The sequence below is a fragment of the Micromonospora sp. NPDC023814 genome (genome assembly GCF_040639595.1).
Taxonomy (GTDB): Bacteria; Actinomycetota; Actinomycetes; order Mycobacteriales; family Micromonosporaceae; genus Micromonospora.
In genome coordinates, this window is sequence record NZ_JBFAAF010000028.1 from 37,037 (window position 1) to 53,253 (window position 16,217).

Consider the following 16,217-nt stretch of genomic DNA (forward strand, 5'->3'; position numbering starts at 1 on the left):
TTTATTCCGGGAGGACACCGCATGCCAATGGCGCCTCAGCCGCTCGGGCGGCGTGAGCGGAACAAGCAGGCCAAGCTCGAGCGCATCATCGCCGCCGCCGGCGAACTGTTCGCCGAGCACGGCATCGACGAGGTCACCACTCAGCAGATCGCCGACAAGGCAGACATCGGCACCGGCACTCTGTTCCTGTACGCCAAGACCAAGGGCGAACTGCTGCTGCTCGTGCAAAATGCCCACTACGCCACCGCCCTGGACCGCGGCCGCACCGCGGCCGCCGGGGCGCAGAGCACCCTTGACAGGGTGCTGGCGCTGGTCGCTCCGATCGTGGAGTGCAACCGCGTTCAGGTCGACAACGGCCGCACCTACCTGCGGGAGATGGTCTTCGGCGAACCCACCGAACCCCACCACGCCGAAGCCCTGTCCATCGTGAGACGGACCGAGCAGGCCATTGCCGACATCCTCACCCAGCACGCCGAAATCGATGAGCCCGACGCCTCGACACTGGCTCGGGTGATCTCCGCCGTCCTGTTCCTGAGCATGGCGTCAAGCGCGGACGCCGCGACCAGCGCTGCGGAGATCGTCGCGAGTATCCGCACCCAGGTCGCGGTCATCCTTCCCCGCTGACCCGCGCGCCAGGCGTCGCCGCATGGAATTGAGGGTCGGCTCAGACGCCTTGGCGGATTGTGACTCAGTTGCGGTGTCCGCGAGCGTTTTCGTCCGGAAGCCCGGTCCTGGAACGGCCTCGATTTCGTTCGCCGGAACGTGGTGGTCGTGTTCGCAGCGGACCTGCACGGACAGTGTGGCGCCGCAGTCGTGGTGGCGGGTGACGACGGCCGGGCCCGGAGGGTCGGCGCGGTACCGGTCACCCCACTGCAGCAGGCCCAGTACGGCCGGCACCAGGTCGTTGCCCTTGGCGGTGATCACGTACCGGGAGCGGCTGCGTGAGCCGTCCTCCTGGTAGGGCTCGGTGTTCAGGATGCCGTACTCGACGAGTTTGCGCAGGCGTTCCGCGAGCAGGTTGCGGGGACATTCCAGCATCCGGTGCAGGTCGCTGAAGCGCGATGAGCCGTACCAGATCTCCCGCAGGATCAGCAGGGTCCACTTCTCGCCCACTACATCCAGGGTCCGGGCGATCGAGCAGTTCGCCGTGTCCCGGTCGGCGAAGGGGTCAGCGGTCGTGTCCATGCCCACAGCCTACCCGCTAAGTTTACTTTTTATACTCAGGTGGCGGCAGTCGACGCCGACACACCACTTGCCGCCACCGCGGGCGGCGCCACTGAGAGACGGAGCAGACGATGAAGGCATTTGTGGTCGACCACTACGGCGACGCCGACACCGTGCAGGCCCGCGACGTGCCGGACCCGCCGGTGGGTGACAACGACGTGCTCGTCCGGATCCACGCGGCGAGCGTCAACCCGCTCGACCTCAAGACCCGGGCCGGGGATCTCAAGGTGATCCTGCCGTACCGGGCGCCGTTCGTCCTCGGCAACGACCTTGCCGGCACGATCGTCGCCGTCGGCTCCCGTGTCACCCGGTTCGCCGCCGGCGACGAGGTCTACGCCCGCCCGGACCAGAACCGGATCGGCGCGTTCGCCGAGCTCATCGCGATGGACCAGGACGACGTCGCCGCCAAACCCGCCACGATCACCACGGAAGAGGCCGCCTCCCTCCCCCTGGTCGGCCTCACCGCCTGGCAAGCCCTGGTCGAACGAGCCAACCTGCGCCCCGGCCAGAAGGTCCTCATCCACGCCGGCGCCGGTGGCGTCGGCACCATAGCCATCCAGCTCGCGAAACACCTCGGCGCACAGGTCGCCACCACCGCGAGCAGCTCCAAGCTCGACCTGGTGAAAAGCCTCGGCGCCGACATCGTCATCGACTACAAGAAGCAGGCGTTCGAGACGGTCGTGCGCGACTACGACGTCGTTCTCGACACCGTCGGCGGCGAGACACTCGAGAAATCCCTAAAGGTCCTCAAGCCGGGCGGGATCGTCGTCAGCGTCGCCGGGCCGCCCGATCCCACCTTTGCCAAGGAACTCGGCGCCAACCCCGTCGTCCGGCTGGCCATGGCCGCGCTGAGCTTCCGGATCCGGCGACGCGCCCGGCGCCACCAGGTCAGGTACTCGTTCCTGTTCATGAAGGCCAGCGGCGACCAACTGCGCGAGATCAGCTCCCTCGTCGACGCCGGCACGATCCGGCCGATCGTGGACCGCGTCTTCGACTTCGAGGCCACCCGCGAAGCCCTGGCGTACGTCGAGGAAGGGCGCGCGAAAGCAGGCAAGGTCGTCGTCCGGATGACGCCGTAACGCTTCAGGCGGTCGGTGCCGGCTCCGCAACCGGGCGGGGGAGCATCAGGCGGGCCCCCGAGCCCTCTCCGGAGAGCGAGTCGTCCGGGTTGTAGAGCGTGCAGCGCCGCAGCGACAGGCAGCCGCAGCCGATGCAGCCGTCGAGGTCGTCGCGCAGCTTGGTCATCAGCCGGATCTTCTCGGTCAGGCGCTCCCGCCAGGCCGCGGAGAGCCGCGCCCAGTCCTCCGCGTTGGGGGTACGGGAGGCCGGCAGGGAGTCCAGCGCCTCCCGGATCTCCTCGAGCGAGATGCCGACCTGCTGGGAGATCCGGATGAACGCCACGCGGCGCAGCTCGGTGCGGGCGTACCGGCGCTGGTTGCCGCCCGTCCGCTCGGCCCGGATCAGCCCGAGCCGCTCGTAGTAGCGCAGCGCCGAGGGGGCCACGCCGCTGCGGGTGGAGAGCTGGCCGATGGTCAGTGACTCGTGCATCACGTCGCCTTGAGTTGAAGCGGACTTCAACTTGCAGGCTAGCGGCATGACCACGATGACCGCCAACGCGGGTCGGGTGGCGACCGCCCCACCGCCGGACGACCCGACCACGCCACCCCTGCCCGGGCCCGTCGCCCCGCTGTACGAGCGGGTCCGCGCGGGCCGGGAGTTCGGCGCGAACGTCCGTTCCACGGTCGACGTGCTCTGGGTGCTCTACGACCGGATCCTGCGGATCACCCCGGAGACCGTCGACGCGCCGGAGCGGGACCGGTTCCTGCTCTCCAAGGGGCACGCCGTCGCCGGCTACTACGCCGTGCTCGCCGCGAAGGGCTTCGTCCCCGCCGACTGGCTGGACGACCAGGGCGGCCCCGACAGCCGGCTCGGCGACCACCCCGACCGGATGCTGGTGCCCGGGGTGGAGATCGGCTCCGGCTCCCTCGGCCACGGGCTCGGGCTCGGCGTGGGCACCGCGCTCGGGCTGCGCGCCCAGGGCCTGCTCACGCCCCGGGTCTTCGTGCTGCTCGGCGACGCGGAGCTGGACGAGGGCTCCAACCACGAGGCGATCGCGTACGCGGGCGCGACCGGGTTGGGCAACCTGACCGCGATCGTGATCGACAACGGCTCCGCCACGCACGGCTGGCCGGGCGGCGCCGCGGCCCGGTTCACCGTCAACGGCTGGACCGCCGCCACCGTCGACGGGCGCGACCACGACGCCCTGCACACCGCCCTGACCGGGCAGGACAACCACCGGCCGCACGTCGTCGTCGCGGTCGTCGACCAGGGGGAGTGACCGTGCGGGACCGTTTCGTCGACACCACCACCGCGCTGCTCGCGGACGATCCGCGTACGGCGCTGGTGCTGGCGGACATCTCCGCCGCCGCGTTCGCCCCCGCCGCGCAGCGGCACCCGGACCGGGTCCTCAACGTCGGGATCCGCGAGCAGTTGATGGTGGGCGTGGCCGGCGGGCTGGCGCTGACCGGGCTGCGGCCGATCGCGCACAGCTACGCCCCGTTCCTGGTCGAGCGCGCGTACGAGCAGCTCAAGTTGGACCTCGACCACCAGGGTGTGGGCGCGGTGCTGGTCAGCGTCGGCGCGTCGTACGACCGGGCGGCGGCCGGTCGCACCCACCTCTCGCCGGCGGACGTCTCGCTGATCGACACCCTGCACGGCTGGACCGTGCACGTCCCCGGCCACCCCGACGAGGTGCCGGCGCTGCTGCGCGACGCGGTGGCCGCCGACGGCTCGGCGTACCTGCGGCTCTCCACCCAGCACAACGACCGGCCGTACGGCGGCGACGGCGCGCTGCGCGTGCTCCGGGACGCGGGGCCGGGCGCCCCGCTGCTGGTCGCGGTCGGCCCGGTGCTGGACGCGTCGCTCGCCGCGGCGGCCGATCTGGGCGTCACGGTGGCGTACACCCACCGGCCCCGGCCGTTCGACACCGCGGGGCTGCGGGCGCTGGCCGGCACGGAGGTGATCCTGGTCGAGCCCTACCTGGCCGGGACGTCGGCGCGGGTGGTGTCGGCGGCGCTGGCCGACCGGCCGCACCGGCTGCTGGCGCTCGGCGTCGGGCGCGAGGAGCTGCGCCGCTACGGGTCGGCCGAGGACCACACCCGGTGGCACGGGCTGGACGCCGCCGGGCTGCGCCGCTCGGTCGGCGGGTTCCTGGAGTCGGCGCTGGCGCCGGCCGGCCGCTGAGCCGCGACGACCCGCCGCGGGGCAGGTCTCGGCGGCGGGTCAGCGGGTCGGTGCGCCGAGGGGGCGGCGGCGGGTGCGCTCGCGGCCGAGGATCCAGAGCGCCTCGACGCCGTCCTTCCAGGTGATCTTCTTGCCCTCCTCGCGGCCCCGCGCCCGGTAGCTGATCGGCACCTCGTAGGGGCGGATCCGGCGGCGCAGCAGCTTGCCGGTCACCTCCGCCTCCATGCCGAAGCCGCGCGAGCGGACGTCGAGCGAGCGGTAGAGGTCGACCGGCATCAGCTTGAAGCAGGTCTCCAGGTCGCCGATGTAGGAGTTGAACAGCACGTTGGCGGCCATCGTGACGCCCTTGTTGCCCATCACGTACCAGAAGCTGTAGGCGCTGTGGCTGCCGAAGGTGCGATTGCCGTAGACGACCGTGGCCCGCCCGTCGAGCACCGGGTCGAGCAGCTTGGGGATGTCCTGCGGGTCGTATTCCAGGTCGGCGTCGAGGATGACCAGGTAGTCGCCCTCCGCGTTGTCGACCGCCGTCTTGATGGCCGCGCCCTTGCCGGCGTTGCGCTGGTGGGTGATGACCCGCAGGCGCGCGTCGTCGGCCCGGCCGAGGATCTCACCGGTGCCGTCCCGGCTGCCGTCGTCGACCACGACCAGCTCGATCTCGCACGGGTAGTCGACAGCCAACGCCTGCTTGAGAGCATCCGCGATGCGTTCTTCCTCGTTGTAGACCGGCATGAGGATCGAGAGCTTCACGGGAATCTCCACGGTGGCGACAATACGTCGGCCCTAGCCTAGCCTGGCTGGTCAGCGGGACGGTGTCCAGCACCGTGGGCATCGACCGTGGCGGCCTCAGGAAGATGGTGTTTACTTCCGCCATGTCGGCAGCCGGCTACCCGCTCGCCCTGGCCCCCGTCGCCGCGATCGGACTGCTCACCGTCGCCCTCCGGCCGCTGGCCACCGAGACCGTGGCGCCACTGCGCCTCGCGCTGGTCCGGGCCGCCCTGGTCACGGGCGCGTTCGCGGTGCTCACGGTGGAGGTGCTCGGCGCGCTGGGGCTGCTCACCCTGCCGGCGTTCGCCGTCGCCTGGCTGCTCTTCCTCGCCGCCACGGGCGCGGTCGCCGGACGGCGCCGCCGCCGGGACGCCGCGCGACGGGCGGCGGCCGTCGCGGTGCCACGCCGCGCCCTGGTCGGCGCGGCCACCGGCCCCACCACCGGCGCCCCGGCCCCGCCGCCCGCACCGGATGCCGGCGCGCCGGGCGCCGCCGGGGCCCGCCGGTCCGGCTGGTGGACCGGTCTGGCCGAAGCCTGGCGTACGGCGGGGCGGGGCGAGCGGCTGCTCGCCGGCACGGTCGGCGGGCTGCTCCTGGTCGAGCTGCTGATCGCCCTGCTGGCCGAACCGAACAACTTCGACTCGCAGACCTACCACCTGCCGAAGGTGGAGCACTGGGTGGCCCAGGGCGACCTCGACTTCTGGCCCACCGCCATCCACCGGCAGGTGACCATCCCGCCCGGCGCCGAGTACCTGCTGCTGCACCTTCGCCTCTTCACCGGCGGCGACGCGCTGTACCACCTGGTGCAGTGGGCCGCCGGGGTCGGCGTCCTGCTGGCGGCGACCCGGATCACCGCCCAGCTCGGCGGGAGCCGCCGGTCCCAGCTGCTCACCGCGTTCGTGCTGGCCACCACGCCGATGGTGGCGCTCCAGGCGACCAGCACCCAGACCGACCTGGTCTGCGCCGCCTGGGTGGCCTGCGCGGCGACGCTCGCGCTGGACGGGCTGCGCCGGCGCGCCGGGATCGGGACGATGCTCGGGCTGGGGGCGGCCACCGGGCTGACCGCGGTCACCAAGACCAACGGCCTGATGGCGGTCGGGCCGCTGCTGGTGCTCTGGGGGCTCGCCCAGCTCCGGCTGGCGCGGGGCGGCACCGCGCGGGAGCGCGCCGGAGCGGTGCCCCACAGGGCCGGCGCGGTGGGCGGCCCGGATGTCGGTCACGCCGGTGGGGCTGCCGCGCCCGGCGGTCTCCGGCCGGGACGCCAGGTGGCCCGGACGGTGACCGGGTCGGTGCTGATCCTGTTGGTCGCGGCGGTCGTGGTCGGGCCGTTCCTCGCCCGGGTGACCGCCGAGTTCGGGCACCCGCTCGGCCCGCCCCGGCTGCGCGAGTCCGTCCCGATGGAGCGGCACGACCCGCCGTCGGTGCTCGTCAACGCGCTGCGGATCGCGCACACCGCGTTCGACACCCCGCTCGCGCCGCTGCGCCGGGCCGGCGCCGAGGTGATCGTCGCCGGCGCCGAACTGATCGGGGTGGACCCCCAGGACCGGGCCACCACCTTCGGGCGGGAACGCTTCCCGGTGCCGTCCTGGTATCCGGACGAGGACCGGGTGGCCTTCCCGCTGGCCGGGGCGCTGGCGCTGATCGGGACGGGGTTCGCGCTGGCCAGGCCGGGCCGGGTCGGCCCGACGCAGGCGGGGCCGCTGCGCGCGTACGCGGTGGTCGTGGTGGTGGCCGTGCTGCTGCACACCGCCATGGTCAAGTGGCAGCCGTGGGGCAACCGCCTGCTGCTCTACGCGCTGACGCTGGCCGTACCGCTGGCGGGGCTCTGGCTCGACGCGCTGTTCCGCCGCCGGTCGGCCGCGCGGGCCGGCGGCGCGGGCCGGCGGTCGGTGGCGGCCGGGCTCGCGGTGACCGTGCTGGCCACCTGCGCGCTGGCCGGGGTGCTCGCGGTGTCGTACGGCTTCCCGCGCCGGCTGGTCGGCGCGGGCTCGGTCTTCACCGCCTCCGAGTGGGAGACCCGGTTCCTGCGGCGTCCCCAGTGGGCGGAGGAGTTCCGCTGGGCGGCGGGCGCGGTACGCGCGACGGACGCCCGCCGGATCGGCCTGGTGCAGCAGAACGACAACTGGGAGTACCCCTGGTGGCTGCTGCTGCGTGACGCCGACGGCCGCCCGCCGGAGCTGGTGGCGCTGCAGTCCGTGCTGCCCGGGCGCCCGCCGGCCGACCCGGCCTCGGTGGACGCGATCGTCTGCACCGGCAGCCGGCCGGCGTGCGCGGAGCTGGTGCCGGCGGGCTGGCGCGTCGAGTTCCGGGGCTACGTCGGCTACGCCCTGCCGCCCGGGCGCTGACCCGCCCGGCGCCACCTGGCCGGGCACCGCCGACGCCGCCCGGCGCACGCCGAAGTGGGTGGCCGGAGCGACGGCCGCAGCACCCCTGACGTCGCCCGTCTCGCCCGGATCGTCCGGTTCTCCACTCCGCGCGCAACGATTCCGAGACGCATTCACATATCTCGAAGCCGGCGTTACCTTCTGGCAACTCGATCGACGCCCCGCGATCGAGCCGAAAGGAGTGCGTCGATGCATGGTTCCCCTGCCAGCCGCGGACGCGCGACCCGACGACGGGTGCTCACCGTCGTCGCCGCCGCGCTCGTCCTGCCGATGCTCGCCGGAACGGCCTCCCCCGCCACCGCGGCCGACCGTCCGGCCATCCAGCCACTCCCCGGCAACCTGGAGGCGATCCGCGCCGCCGAGGCCACCGCCCTCTACGGCGCGCCCGCCATCCGCCCCATCGAACAGCGCCGCACCGCGCTGATCACGATGGGCGACAGCGAGATCTCGGGGGAGGGGGTGGGCAACTACGTCCCCGGCACCCACGAACCCGGCAACTGGTGCGACCGCTCGTACGACCAGGCGGTCTTCCGCACCGGCATCCCCGCCGACGAGAAGTACAACATCGCCTGCTCCGGCGCGACCCCGTGGAACCTGATCCGGGGCGGACCCACCCAGCACAACGAGCTGAACCAGGGCGACCACCTGGCGATCAAGGCGCGCAACACGCACATCAAGCTGATCTGGGTGGTGGTCGGCGCGAACGGCGACGGCACGATCCAGTTCGGCCCCGTCGCCACCGACTGCGCCATCCGCCGGGTCTTCTTCCAGGGCCCGTGCTACCCCACCTACACCGACCAGTGGACGGTGCGCACCGACGGCAGCCGACAGGCGGTCGAGGACGCGCTCACCGACATCCGGCAGACCATGACCGGCGCGGGCTACCTGCGGTCGGACTACGAGCTGGTGCTCATGTCGTACCCGAGCCCCGGCAGCCCGGACGTGGAGGACAACCCGAACTTCCCCGGCTGGTACGCCGGTGGCTGCCTGCTCTACCTGGCCGACGCCGCGTTCGCCCGGAACAAGGCGGTGCCCCTGTTCGAGTCGGCGCTGCGGGCGGCGGCGACCAACACCGGCACCCGCTACCTCGACGCGAGCCGGCTGTTCCACGGCCACGAGGTGTGCACCGACAACACCGCCGTCCGCGGCCTCCACATCGAGATCGGCGTCTGGGACGAGAACGCGGCGCGGCAGTCGTTCCACCCGAACCACCGGGGGCACGGCATGTTCGCCCAGTGCGTCACCCAGTTCTGGAACTCCGGGCAGCAGCGCGCCACCTGCGTCGACCCGGCCAGCACCGGCAACGGCGTGCTCTACCCGGGGCTGTTCGAGTTCAGGCAGCTGCGCAACGCCGCCACCGGCACCTGCGTGGACGGCAAGGGGTACGACTCGCGCAACGGCACGCCGCAGCAGTCGTACGGCTGCCACGGCGGGCGCAACCAGGGCTTCTGGTACGACCCGGCCCGGCAGTCGCTGCACTCGGAGCTCTCCCACGACCGCTGCCTGGACGTCTCGGGCGGCACGCTGAACTCCGGCACGGCGGTCGACATCCACGACTGCCACGGCGGCGCCAACCAGAGGTTCGTGCTGGCCGGCAACCAGATCAAGGCGGCCGGAAACACCAACCTCTGCCTGGCCTTCGACGACCCGTGGCTGGGCACCCCGCGGCTGCGGCTGGCCACCTGCTCCACCAGCACGCGCCAGCAGTGGTCGTTCGAGTCCCGCGCCTTCGCCAACCCGGTCGGCTACGGGCACGACGACTTCATCGGCTCCCGGGTGTACTGAGGTGGGGTGTGGCCCGCCGTCCCCGGCTCCGGGCGGTCAGGCTCGATCCCTCCGCCGGGGACGGCGGGGCCACACCTACTTCTGCTTGACCGGCACGACGATCAGGCGGGCCACGCCGCCGTCGCCCTCCTTGGCGCCGGCCACCCCGACCGTCGTGCCCACCCCGATGTCGGTGGACGCGATCGTCGTACGACGCTCGACGACGCGCAGCTCGTCGCCGAAGGTCCAGGTCATGGTGAAGCCGTCGGTGGACCTCACGGTCATCTTCCCGCCGTCGATCGCGGTCACCTCGCCCCGCTGCACGGCGACGGTCCTCGTGCCGCCGTCCTTCGTCCGCACCACGGCCTCGCCGTGCAGCGTGTTCTTCCGCAGCAGCACCCGGGCCTGCCGGCGCTTGCGCCACTCCTCCGCGCGCTCGCGCCGCGGCTTCTCCCCGGTCGCGGTGGGCGAGGCCGCCGGCGACGCGGGTGCGGCCACGGGGTCGACGTCCAGGTCGCCGGCGTCGAAGCCCATCGCGGCGAGCGCCTGGCCCTCCGCGCCGAGGGCCGCGACGACCTCGAGGGCGGTCTCGCGGGCCGGTTGGCCCGCCACCTCGGCCGCGCCGCAGCCGGTGAGTCCCAGCGCGACCGCCGCGAACAGCGTGCCGGCGGCGATTCCCCAACGTGCCATGAGTCTCCCTCTCGTCCGTCCGTGGAATCCCAGCCTCCCGCCGTCCGGCGAGCGGCGGGTCAGGCCGATGTTCGAGCTTGGTAAGGATCCGGGGGCAGCCGGACGGTGAACGCCGCCCCGCCCTCCGGCGCGTGCCCGGCCGTGATCTCCCCGCCGAGCCGGCGGACCAGGCCGGCGGCGAGTGCCAGCCCCAGCCCGCTGCCGACCTTGCGCACCCCCCGGTAGCGCTGGTGCAGGGCGCCGCGCTCGAACGCCACCGCCAGGTCGTCGTCGGTGAAACCGGGTCCGCCGTCGCGGACCTCCACGACGCCGCCCGCCGCCGGGTCCGGGCCGGCCGCCCGGACCGCGAGCACGACCGGCGCCCCCGGCGGTACGACGCGCAGCGCGTTCTCCAGCAGCCCGTCCACCACCTGCCGGATCCGCCCCGGATCGGTGTACGCCGGCACCGGCTGCTCCGGAACCTCGGCACGGAACGTGACCCCCACCGCCGCGCACCGGTCGGCCCAGGTCTGGCCGGCGTCGGCGGCCAGCCGGGCCAGGTCCACCGGCACCGGTTCGAGCGGGAAGTCGGCGGCCTCCAGCCGGGCCAGCGCCAACAGGTCGCTGACCAGCCGGTCCAGGTGCTCCGCCTCGGCGAGCACGGTACGGCCGGTGCCCGCCGCGTCCGCCGCCCCGATCACCCCGTCCGCCAGCGCCTCGGCGTAGCCCCGGATCGCGGTCAGCGGGGTGCGCAACTCGTGCGAGACGGAGAGCAGGAACTCCCGCTGCCGGCCCTCGCTGGTGGCCAGCGCGGCGGCCAGCCCGTTCAGCGCGTACGCCAGGTCGGCCACCTCGTCGGGCGGCTCCACCGGCACGCGTACCGTCCGGTCCCCGGCGCGCAGCCGGGCGGCGGCGTCGGCGGCGCGCCGGATCGGCCGGGCCAGCCGGCGGGCCAGCAGCAGCCCGGCCACCACGCCGGCGGCCAGCCCGGCCAGCAGCGGCAGCCAGAGGCTGGGCAGCACCTGCCGCCACGGGGCGGTGGCCCGGGAGCGGGTCAGCACCACCCCGTTGCCGCCCGGCAGGGCGCGGCCCTCGATCAGCGTGCGCCGCCCGTCGAGGGGCCGGCGGGTCGACACGTTCCGTCCCTCGGCGACGCGCTGCACCACCCGGGACGGCAGGCCGGGCCGGTCCGCGACGCCCCGCCGGACCAGGTACGCGTCGACGCCCTGGGCGCGCAGCTGGCGGACGATCCGCTCCTCGTCGGCGGTCCGCCCGGTTTCCAGCCGGGGCCGCAGCACCTCGGCGGCGAGCCGGGCCTGGGCGGCCAGCGCCTCCTGGTCGCGCCGCTCGACGCCGCGTACCGCCAGGGGCACCGCCACGATCGCGGTGACCAGCACCGAGACCAGGGCCACCGCGCAGGTGACCAGCACCGCGCGGGAGGTGAGCGTACGGGCGGGGCGGGGGCGGGACGGCCGCGCCGGCGGGCCGACCGCCGGCAGCGCGACGGTGGGCTCAGCCATCGGCGGCGTACCCGACGCCCCGGTGGGTGCGGATCACGCTGGCCGCGCCGAGCTTCGCGCGGACCTGCGCGACGTGCACGTCGACGGTGCGGGTGCCGGCGTGGGCCGCGTACCCCCACACCCCGGCGAGCAGTTCCTCCCGCGTGAAGACCCGGCCCGGCCGGGCCATCAGGTGCGCGAGCAGGTCGAACTCGGTCGACGTGAGCTGCACCGGAGCCCCCGCGACGGTCACCGTGCGCCGGGCCGGGTCGAGCGTCACCGCGCCGACGACCCGCGGCCGGCCCATCCCTCCGGGCGCTCCGGCCGTGCGACGCAGCACCGCCCGCACCCGGGCGACCAGCTCGCGCGGGCTGAACGGCTTGGTGACGTAGTCGTCGGCACCCAGTTCCAGCCCGACGACGCGGTCCACCTCGTCGTCGCGGGCGGTGAGGAAGATGACCGGCGTCCAGTCGCCGGCCTCGCGCAGCCGCCGGCAGACCTCGGTGCCGGCCAGGCCGGGCAGCGCGATGTCGAGGACGCAGGCCACCGGCCGCAGCCGGCGGGCGGCGGCCAGGCCGGCGGCACCGTCCCGTTCCAGGTGTACGCCGAACCCGTCACGGATCAGGTAGAGCCGGACCAGGTCGGCGATGGCCGGCTCGTCCTCCACCACGAGGACGAGCCCGCGGGTCGGGGCGTCGACGGTCACCGGCCCATGATTCCCGACGCGGCGCCGCCGGGCGGGTCAGCGGATGTTCGGGTTCGGTAAGAAGACGGTCAGCGCACCACGGCCGGCCGGAACGCGGCGGGTCGCGCGACCGCTGGCGCCTCGCCGATGGTGGCGACGAGCCGCTCCCGGGGCGCCCGCAGCCGGGTCCGGAAGGCGTGGTTGAGCAGCGCGTCGAGCTGCCACACCTGCTTCGGGTGCCGGGTGTGGATGAGGAACCGCTCGCGGACCCCGTCGATCGCGGTGGCCGCCAGCTCGACCGAGTGCAGGCGCGGGTCCGGGCTCCAGGTGACGTTGCTCAGTTCCCGCAGCTCGGTGTTGAGGTGCAGGCGCAGCCGGTGCAGGACCCGGGTCTGCTGGGTGACGACCAGCCGCCGGTGGGTCAGCAGGAAGAGGTACTCGCCGGCCATCGGGCGGTCTGGCCGGCTGCACCGGGTGACCAGGATGGTGGCGTCGCCGGAGCCGACGCAGCGGCGGAAGACCGGCATGTGCCGGCTGACGGTCTGCATCGCCAGTCCGGCCTCGGAGGCGGCCGGGAGGAACGTTCGGGAGAAGACGTCCATGCCCTGCCCAACGACGGGCGCCGGAGGGTGACGTGGGTCACGCGCAAATTGCAGAACTTCCACACCCGCGCGTCGCACCGCCTGTCCGACTTCCGGGCCCGTCGCGCCGGACGGGCCCGGAACTACGCGTCAGAGCAGCGGCTGCATCGCGCCGAAACCGCTGCCCAGCCGGGTCGGGGCGAGCCATCCGCCGCCGCTCCAGCGGTACCGCAGCACGTTGCCGGTCGACTTCTGGACCGCGACCAGGTCGGGCCGGCCGTCGCGGTCGAAGTCGCCGAGCTGGACGAGGTCGCGCATGCCGCCCCAGCCGGTGCCCGCGTCGAGCCGGGCGCCGAGGAGGCCGTCCGGGCCGCCCGGGTGGACGTGCAGGCGGCCCGTGGCCGTGTCCCGGGCGAGCACGTCGAGGCGCCCGTCACCGGTGAAGTCGGCGCCGCCGGTCAGCTCGTCGAGCCCGTTCCAGCCCGCGCCGCCGAGGGCGACCCGGCTGCCGAAGCCGGTGCCCTTGCCCGGATAGAGCCAGAGCACGCCGGTGGAGGTCTGCACCGCCGCGATGTCCTGGAAGCCGTCGCCGTTCCAGTCGCCGACGGGAGTGATCTCGCGCATGCCGTTCCAGCCGCTGCCGACCCTGACCCGGGTGGTCACGCCGGTGCCGTTGCCCGGGTAGAACCACAGGTAGCCGGTCGACTTCTCGCGGGCCAGCAGGTCCTCGCCGCCGGCCCGGTCGAAGTTGCCCGCCCGGACGATCGCGTCCATCCCGTTCCAGCCCGCGCCGAGCGAGACCCGCCCGCTCAGCGTGGCGCCGTTGCCGCCGTAGACGTACAGCCGGCCGGTGGCCGGCTCGCGGTAGCCGAGGTCCGCCCAGCCGTTGCCGGTGAAGTCGCCGAACCGGGTCGCGGGCAGCGGGGCGACGTCGAGGTGGTTGCTGTCGATGTTGATGGTCACCCCGCCCCACGTCTCGTGGTGGTCGCCCCGGTACTGCTTCATCCGCTGCTTCGGCATCCAGTACGACTCGGGCAGCGCCTCGTCCGCCACCGTCTGCGCGCCGTCCCACCGGGCGAAGTCCAGGTAGTCCGGCCGGCCGTGGCCGGCCCGCTCGTACGCCGAGACCTGGTCGGCGAGGCCGCCGGAGGCCACGTCGGTGTAGAAGCCGGAGAAGTAGCCGTGGTCGTGCAGCCGGATGGTCCAGGCGTGGGTGAAGGTCTGCACCGCCGCCGTGCAGACCGCGTCGCCCGCCGGGTACTTCTCCATGTTGTAGAAGACGGTGCTCTCCCGGGCGAGCCCCAGGTCGCGGGCGCGCGCCGCGGCGTCGTCGGCGGCGGCCCGCCCCTGCGCGGCGGCCTGCGCCGGGTCGATCCGCGGCTTGCTGGTGCTGCGGCAGGGCGCCTGCGGCCCGACGTAGAGCGGGAAGAAGCGCCAGCCCGCCGCCGCCTGCGTGGTCACCCACTCCCGGGTCAGGTTCGGCTGGGCGCAGGCCCGGCCGTTCCCCCCGATGTAGATGCCCACCGCCCGGTACGGCGAGGCGAGCCACGCGTTCATCGCCGCGTTCGACGGCGCGGTGCAGGTGTCGAAGCCCAGGCCGGTGAACGCGCCCGGGTGCGGCCCGGTGTAGCCGGCGGCCCGCGCGGGCCCGGCGGTGCCGGTCAGGGCGGCGCCGGCGGCGAGCACGGTGGCCGCCGTCGCGGCGAGGGCCCGCCGGGCGGTACGCCGCAGCCCGGCGGGCAGAGCGGAACGGAGCGTCACGGGTCCTCGATCCTGGTCGCTCAGAGCAGCGGGGTCATGGAGCCGAACCCGGTGCCGAGCCGGATGGGCGCCGCCCAGGCGGTGCCGAGCCAGCGGTACCGGTAGACGTAGCCGGTCGACTGCTGCACGGCCACCATGTCCGGCCGGCCGTCCCGGTCGAAGTCGCCGAGCTGGACGAGGTCGCGCATGGTGTTCCAGCCGGCGCCGACCTTGGTACGGGTGTTGGGCGCGCCGGCCCGACCCGGGTACAGGTAGAGGTCACCGGTGCTCTTCTCCCGCGCGACCACGTCGGGGTAGCCGTCGTTGTTGAAGTCGCCGCCGCCGTTCAACTCGTCCACCGTGTTCCAGCCGGAGCCGAGCAGGATGCGGCTGGTGAACGCGCTGCCTCCCGTGCCGGGATACAGGTAGAGCGCGCCGGTGGAACTCTGCACCGCCAGCAGGTCCTGGAAGCCGTCGCGGTTGTAGTCGCCGATGGGCGTGATCTCCCGGACGCTGTTCCAGCCCGCGCCAAGGTTGATCCGGCCGCTGATCCCCGACCCGGTGCCCGGGTAGAGCCACAGGTAGCCGGTGGCCGGCTCGCGGGCGATCACGTCCTCGCCGCCGTCCCGGTCGAAGTTGCCGGCCCGGATGATCGTGTCCATGCCGTTCCAGCCGGCGCCCAGCGTGACCCGGCCGCTCAGCGTGGTGCCGTTGCCGCCGTAGACGTGCAGCCGGCCGGTGGACGGCTCCCGGTAGCCGAGGTCCGCCCAGCCGTTGCCGGTGAAGTCGCCGAACCGGGTCGCCGGCAGCGGGGCGACGTCGAGGTAGTCGCCGTCGATGTTGATGGTGACCCCGCCCCACGTCTCGTCGTGCGGGCCCACGTGCTGCTTCATCCGTCGCTTCGGCATCCAGTAGGTGGCCGGGATGGTCGGGTCCTCGACCGTGGCCTGGTTGTCCCAGCGCGCGAAGTCGAGGTAGTCCGGACGCACGTAGCCGGGCGTGTCGTAGGCGGCGACCTGGTCGGCGACGCCGCGGGCCACGCTGCTGTAGAAGCCGGAGAGGTAGCCCTGGTCGTGCAGCCGTGCGGTCCACGCGCTCATGAAGGTGAGGACCGCGGTGGTGCAGGCGGCGTCGCCGCCGTCGTAGTCCTCCATGTCGTAGAACAGGACGCTCTCCCGGGGCAGGCCGAGTTCCACCGCCCGCGCCACGGCGTCGTCGGCCTCGGACTGGCCCTGCGCCGCCGCCTGCGCCGGGTCGATGCGCGGCCGGCTGGTCGGCAGGCAGGGGGCCTGGAGGCCGACGTACATCGGGACGAGGTGCCAGCCCTCCGCCGTCTGCTCCGCGACCCACTCGGGGGTCAGCGCGGGCTGTGCGCAGCCCCGGCTGCTGCCGCCGAAGTAGATGACGACCGCCCGGTACGGCGAGTGATCGCGCCAGGCCTGCATCTGCGCGCTGGTCGGCGCGGTGCAGGCGTCGAAGCCGAGGCCGGTGTAGGTGCCGGGCTGCGGCGGGACGGCGGCGTGGGCCGGGCTGGTGACGGCGGTCAGCGCGAGGCCGGTGCCGACGACGGTGGTGGCGGCGAGGGCCACGGCCCGGCGGGCGGCACGGCGCAGCCCGGCCGGCGAGAGTGTGGATTTCACGTTTCCCCGATCTGTCCCCGTGA

At 73.9% G+C, this 16,217-nt stretch carries 15 protein-coding genes; 6 read left to right on the top strand and 9 right to left on the bottom strand.

Going from position 1 to position 16,217, the window contains the following annotated elements:
* Positions 1 to 21: 21 nt before the first annotated feature.
* Positions 22 to 624 carry a helix-turn-helix domain-containing protein gene (locus tag AB0G14_RS17155; protein WP_357698291.1) on the top strand — a complete coding sequence of 201 codons (603 nt, stop codon included), beginning with the start codon at positions 22 to 24 and terminating at the stop codon, positions 622 to 624.
* Here AB0G14_RS17155 and AB0G14_RS17160 read toward each other — a convergent pair.
* Positions 544 to 1,185, bottom strand: a complete 642-nt coding sequence (locus AB0G14_RS17160) for a helix-turn-helix domain-containing protein (RefSeq protein WP_357698293.1) — start codon at positions 1,183 to 1,185, stop codon at positions 544 to 546. The genes AB0G14_RS17155 and AB0G14_RS17160 overlap by 81 nt on opposite strands.
* 167 nt (positions 1,186 to 1,352) lie before the next feature.
* On the opposite strand from AB0G14_RS17160, the gene AB0G14_RS17165 reads away from it, so the two are divergent.
* A complete protein-coding gene (locus AB0G14_RS17165) occupies positions 1,353 to 2,303 on the top strand; it encodes an NADP-dependent oxidoreductase (protein ID WP_357698295.1) in 951 nt (316 codons plus the stop codon).
* Positions 2,304 to 2,307: 4 nt separating this feature from the next.
* On the opposite strand, the gene soxR is transcribed toward AB0G14_RS17165, so the two are convergent.
* Positions 2,308 to 2,772 carry a redox-sensitive transcriptional activator SoxR gene (gene soxR, locus AB0G14_RS17170; RefSeq protein WP_357698297.1) on the bottom strand — a complete coding sequence of 155 codons (465 nt, stop codon included), beginning with the start codon at positions 2,770 to 2,772 and terminating at the stop codon, positions 2,308 to 2,310.
* A gap of 46 nt (positions 2,773 to 2,818) precedes the next feature.
* Here soxR and AB0G14_RS17175 point away from each other — a divergent pair, with 46 nt between their 5' ends.
* Both AB0G14_RS17175 and AB0G14_RS17180 read left to right on the top strand, forming a co-directional pair.
* Positions 2,819 to 3,562 (top strand): transketolase, encoded by a 744-nt coding sequence (locus AB0G14_RS17175; RefSeq protein ID WP_357698299.1) that lies wholly within the window; start codon positions 2,819 to 2,821, stop codon positions 3,560 to 3,562.
* 2 nt (positions 3,563 to 3,564) lie between these two features.
* The gene (locus AB0G14_RS17180) at positions 3,565 to 4,467 is read left to right on the top strand and encodes a transketolase (protein WP_357698301.1); all 903 of its coding nucleotides are present in this window, start codon (positions 3,565 to 3,567) and stop codon (positions 4,465 to 4,467) included.
* Between the two features lie 39 nt (positions 4,468 to 4,506).
* Here the strand turns inward: AB0G14_RS17180 and AB0G14_RS17185 are convergent, their stop codons facing one another.
* Complete coding sequence (locus AB0G14_RS17185) at positions 4,507 to 5,214, bottom strand: glycosyltransferase family 2 protein (protein WP_357698383.1); 708 nt, start codon at positions 5,212 to 5,214, stop codon at positions 4,507 to 4,509.
* A gap of 104 nt (positions 5,215 to 5,318) precedes the next feature.
* Here AB0G14_RS17185 and AB0G14_RS17190 point away from each other — a divergent pair, with 104 nt between their 5' ends.
* Together AB0G14_RS17190 and AB0G14_RS17195 are read left to right on the top strand one after the other, a co-directional pair.
* The gene (locus tag AB0G14_RS17190; RefSeq protein WP_357698303.1) at positions 5,319 to 7,577 is read left to right on the top strand and encodes a hypothetical protein; all 2,259 of its coding nucleotides are present in this window, start codon (positions 5,319 to 5,321) and stop codon (positions 7,575 to 7,577) included.
* 228 nt (positions 7,578 to 7,805) lie between these two features.
* On the top strand, positions 7,806 to 9,401 hold the full coding sequence (locus AB0G14_RS17195; RefSeq protein ID WP_357698305.1) for a ricin-type beta-trefoil lectin domain protein: 1,596 nt from the start codon (positions 7,806 to 7,808) through the stop codon (positions 9,399 to 9,401).
* Positions 9,402 to 9,476: 75 nt separating this feature from the next.
* On the opposite strand, the gene AB0G14_RS17200 is transcribed toward AB0G14_RS17195, so the two are convergent.
* The 6 genes from AB0G14_RS17200 to AB0G14_RS17225 form a co-directional block, all read right to left on the bottom strand.
* Entirely contained in the window at positions 9,477 to 10,070 is a 594-nt protein-coding gene (locus AB0G14_RS17200) for a hypothetical protein (protein ID WP_357698307.1), read from the bottom strand.
* Positions 10,071 to 10,129: 59 nt separating this feature from the next.
* Positions 10,130 to 11,569 carry a HAMP domain-containing sensor histidine kinase gene (locus AB0G14_RS17205; RefSeq protein ID WP_357698309.1) on the bottom strand — a complete coding sequence of 480 codons (1,440 nt, stop codon included), beginning with the start codon at positions 11,567 to 11,569 and terminating at the stop codon, positions 10,130 to 10,132.
* Entirely contained in the window at positions 11,562 to 12,254 is a 693-nt protein-coding gene (locus AB0G14_RS17210) for a response regulator transcription factor (protein WP_357698310.1), read from the bottom strand. The genes AB0G14_RS17205 and AB0G14_RS17210 overlap by 8 nt, the downstream gene beginning before the upstream one ends.
* A gap of 68 nt (positions 12,255 to 12,322) precedes the next feature.
* Positions 12,323 to 12,835, bottom strand: coding sequence for a hypothetical protein (locus AB0G14_RS17215; RefSeq protein WP_357698312.1), 513 nt, complete (start codon positions 12,833 to 12,835; stop codon positions 12,323 to 12,325).
* 129 nt (positions 12,836 to 12,964) lie between these two features.
* A complete protein-coding gene (locus tag AB0G14_RS17220) occupies positions 12,965 to 14,575 on the bottom strand; it encodes a glycoside hydrolase domain-containing protein (RefSeq protein WP_357698314.1) in 1,611 nt (536 codons plus the stop codon).
* 20 nt (positions 14,576 to 14,595) lie between these two features.
* Entirely contained in the window at positions 14,596 to 16,194 is a 1,599-nt protein-coding gene (locus AB0G14_RS17225) for a glycoside hydrolase domain-containing protein (protein WP_357698316.1), read from the bottom strand.
* Positions 16,195 to 16,217: the final 23 nt, after the last annotated feature.

Excerpts from the sequence above, each read along its gene's own strand:
- AB0G14_RS17155 (WP_357698291.1), top strand. The coding sequence starts at position 22 with ATGCCAATGGCGCCTCAGCCGCTCGGGCGGCGTGAGCGGAACAAGCAG.
- AB0G14_RS17160 (WP_357698293.1), bottom strand. The coding sequence starts at position 1,185 with ATGGACACGACCGCTGACCCCTTCGCCGACCGGGACACGGCGAACTGC.
- soxR (WP_357698297.1), bottom strand. The coding sequence starts at position 2,772 with ATGCACGAGTCACTGACCATCGGCCAGCTCTCCACCCGCAGCGGCGTG.
- AB0G14_RS17175 (WP_357698299.1), top strand. The coding sequence starts at position 2,819 with ATGACCACGATGACCGCCAACGCGGGTCGGGTGGCGACCGCCCCACCG.
- AB0G14_RS17190 (WP_357698303.1), top strand. The coding sequence starts at position 5,319 with ATGGTGTTTACTTCCGCCATGTCGGCAGCCGGCTACCCGCTCGCCCTG.
- AB0G14_RS17195 (WP_357698305.1), top strand. The coding sequence starts at position 7,806 with ATGCATGGTTCCCCTGCCAGCCGCGGACGCGCGACCCGACGACGGGTG.
- AB0G14_RS17200 (WP_357698307.1), bottom strand. The coding sequence starts at position 10,070 with ATGGCACGTTGGGGAATCGCCGCCGGCACGCTGTTCGCGGCGGTCGCG.
- AB0G14_RS17205 (WP_357698309.1), bottom strand. The coding sequence starts at position 11,569 with ATGGCTGAGCCCACCGTCGCGCTGCCGGCGGTCGGCCCGCCGGCGCGG.
- AB0G14_RS17215 (WP_357698312.1), bottom strand. The coding sequence starts at position 12,835 with ATGGACGTCTTCTCCCGAACGTTCCTCCCGGCCGCCTCCGAGGCCGGA.